Origin of the sequence: Loigolactobacillus jiayinensis (genome assembly GCF_003946445.1) — a bacterium.
In the GTDB taxonomy this organism is placed as follows: Bacteria; Bacillota; Bacilli; order Lactobacillales; family Lactobacillaceae; genus Loigolactobacillus; species Loigolactobacillus jiayinensis.
In genome coordinates, this window is record NZ_RHOF01000113.1 from 1 (window position 1) to 2,929 (window position 2,929).

The 2,929-nt window shown below is 39.8% G+C and carries 3 protein-coding genes; 2 read left to right on the forward strand and 1 reads right to left on the reverse strand.

The genetic code is table 11. The features are described from left to right. Window positions 1–228 precede the first annotated feature (228 nt). Window positions 229–1,305, reverse strand: a complete 1,077-nt coding sequence (locus EKM80_RS14645; protein ID WP_125554407.1) for an LCP family protein — start codon at window positions 1,303–1,305, stop codon at window positions 229–231. Between the two features lie 523 nt (window positions 1,306–1,828). Here EKM80_RS14645 and EKM80_RS14650 point away from each other — a divergent pair. Both EKM80_RS14650 and EKM80_RS14655 read left to right on the forward strand, forming a co-directional pair. Then, a complete protein-coding gene (locus EKM80_RS14650; RefSeq protein ID WP_125554409.1) occupies window positions 1,829–2,671 on the forward strand; it encodes a homoserine O-acetyltransferase/O-succinyltransferase family protein in 843 nt (280 codons plus the stop codon). A gap of 20 nt (window positions 2,672–2,691) precedes the next feature. Then, window positions 2,692–2,929: PLP-dependent transferase (locus tag EKM80_RS14655; RefSeq protein WP_164509594.1), on the forward strand; the 238-nt coding region annotated here is incomplete at its 3' end.

Genomic DNA, 2,929 nt, shown 5'->3' on the forward strand with positions numbered 1-2,929 from the left:
GTCTTTAATACTGAGTGAAAATTTTATATAATGGTCGATAGAGTTCATTGGTCTTTATATCCTTTCAAATGACGCTGTAGTGGGTGAAATTTGTGTATGGGGCCGGTGAGCTTTTTTATTTTACACAAAAATCCCGCTAATAGATTACCACTTTGAGCAATCTATCAACAGGATAAAGTATAGAGCCTTTTTAAATTCAGCGTAAGGCTTTTTTTGTACTTGCGAATTTTACTGAGCGATTGTTGTTGTGAAATCATTACTGATGTAGAACGTTTGGTTATCAGTACCATCGAAGTAAGGATTGAGTTCATTTTGATAAACTTCTGCATTATCGACTTTTTCCTTGGTGAGGCCTAACTCGTTTCGAATTTTTGTGGAAACGCGATTGAGTTCTTTGGTCGATGCGATCTGATAAGACGAACCATTGATCCACGCATCTTGCCCCTGTAGTTGATCAGACTTGATATTGCTGGCGGCGTGACGGTAATCTAAGGCTAATTTTTGAATATCGGCGAAAGTTAAATCAGTTCGCATATTCTTTTTAAGGTCATTAGTAATTTTCTTATACTGTAACAGGACTTTTGGCTGGGTAGCTTTTTTCAGAACGGCACGGATCACTTGTTGCTGCCGCATTTGGCGGCCGTAATCACCACGCGGATCTTCGTGGCGCATGCGTGAGTAGGCCAGTGCTTGAGTACCATTTAAATGATGAACGCCTTTTTTAAACTTTTGCCCACCAGTCCAAACACTGGTAAAGGAGAAGGGAATATCAACGTCGATGCCACCAACGTCATTAACAATGGTTTTCAATGCGCCCATGTTGATGGTCATATAATAGTCAATTGGTGTGTTGAGTAATTGGCTAACACTGCGAAGTGCCATTTTGGTACCGCCATAATTGTAGGCGGCATTAATTTTTTGCATGTTCCGTGGTTTACTACCAATTAATTCAGCTAAGGTATCACGCGGTATACTGACGAGTTTAACGCGATTTTTCGTTGGATTGATGGTGGCCACGATGATCGTATCTGAATTACCTTGATATTTACGGCCATCGGCACCAGTATCGGCGCCTAACAATAAAATAGAGAATGATTGCTTTTGTTGAATCTTGGCGGAGGCCTTACCAACTGAAGCATGCATTCCTGTAATTGTATCGCCAGCATGTGAATATAATTTATAGGCAAAAATACCGGTTAAAAAAACGGCAATTGAAAAAAGTAATAGGATAATCTTTAATAGCGGATGACTTTTTTTGGGTGGTTTACGGCCGCTACGAGTAGTGGCTTCATCATTTTCTGGCATGTGGGCCTCCTGCTGAAATTTGGTAACTAACTTATTTAGTGCAAATAAGTTTGAAAATTTTTTGAGTATTTTTCAAGCACTTGCTAAAGACTGATTACTTTCTATTATAACGAAATCACGCCTAACTGCAATTTTATCCCATATTTTACGTAAACTAAGCTTGACGTGAGAAAAAGATGATGATAAGATTGGTGTCAAGTTAGAAAACAATGATAAGCAATGAAGAGAAGAGTAAGTCAAGGTATCTATTTAGCGAGCTTCGTTAGGTGAGAGGAAGCTAGATAACTTGAGTGAAGATGGTCTTGGAGCTTGAACAATAGTGGTTAGTAATACTATTGGTCCGTCGGCAAGCGATATTTTGCGAAGTATAGTCTGTTTTGATGTACTTATTAAGTCATTTGATTGTGAAATCAATGTAAACCAGGGTGGTAACGCGAAAGCTTTCGTCCCTAAACGTTTTAATACGTTTGGGATGGAAGCTTTTTTATTACTCAGCAAGTTAATTTTGGGAGGTGGTCCCTTGATGACCGTTAAGCACGAATCAAGTAAACGTTTGGTATTTAATCAATTGGGTACCAACACGCAACAAACAACTGATTTAGTCGTATTGAATTTAATGCCTAATAAACTAGAAACTGAAGGTCAATTATTGGATTTATTTGCTGGCTTACCAGAAAACTTAAGTTTAACGTTTTTGTACCCACGCACACATCATTTTAAATCACATGTACTACCTTATTTAAAAACGAGTTATGCAACATTACCAGAAATTGCCGAGAACACATATGATGGATTAATTATTACTGGGGCACCAGTTGAAACATTGCCATTTACTGAAGTTGATTATTGGCAAGAGTTTATTGAAATTCTGGATTGGGCACAAGACCATGTCCGGCAAAATTTATTTATTTGCTGGGCAGCTCAAGCGGCTTTATACGCTGAGTATGGGATTGATAAGTACGCGGTTAGTCCAAAGGTTTTCGGTATTTTTGAGCATAAGGCGATCAGTGAGAATCCTTTGTTAGCCCATTTACCGCATCATTTTTACATGCCCCATTCACGGCACACCACATTACAAGCAGCTGACATTCAAGCGCAAACTGATTTAAATCTGTTAGTTGATGATATCAATGTTGGCCCAGTAATTGTTCAAAGCCGGGATCAACGGCAAACCTTTATTACCGGTCATCCTGAATACGCGCAGAACACCTTGGCCCAAGAGTATCACCGTGATTTAGCCGATGGCATTCCAATCACGTTACCAGAGAATTATTTTTACGGCAATGATGCTAATGCACGTGTCTTAGAACGCTGGCATAGTTCAGGCCAACAAATTGTTGCTAATTGGCTCCAACAACTAAATTAAACTAAAGAGGGTAATCTATTATGACAGAAGAAAATTTACATTTTGAAACATTGCAAGTTACCGCCGGACAAACCGTTGATGAAACTGGTGCCCGCGCTGTGCCAATTTATCAAACGACGTCATACGTCTTCAAGGACGCCGCTCAAGCTGCTGGCCGTTTTGCCTTAACCGATGCTGGCAATATCTATACCCGCCTGACTAATCCGACCACTGACGTTTTTGAAAAACGAGTTGCGGCCTTGGAAAATGGCACTGCGG

Excerpts from the sequence above, each read along its gene's own strand:
- EKM80_RS14645 (WP_125554407.1), bottom strand. The coding sequence starts at position 1,305 with ATGCCAGAAAATGATGAAGCCACTACTCGTAGCGGCCGTAAACCACCC.
- EKM80_RS14650 (WP_125554409.1), top strand. The coding sequence starts at position 1,829 with ATGACCGTTAAGCACGAATCAAGTAAACGTTTGGTATTTAATCAATTG.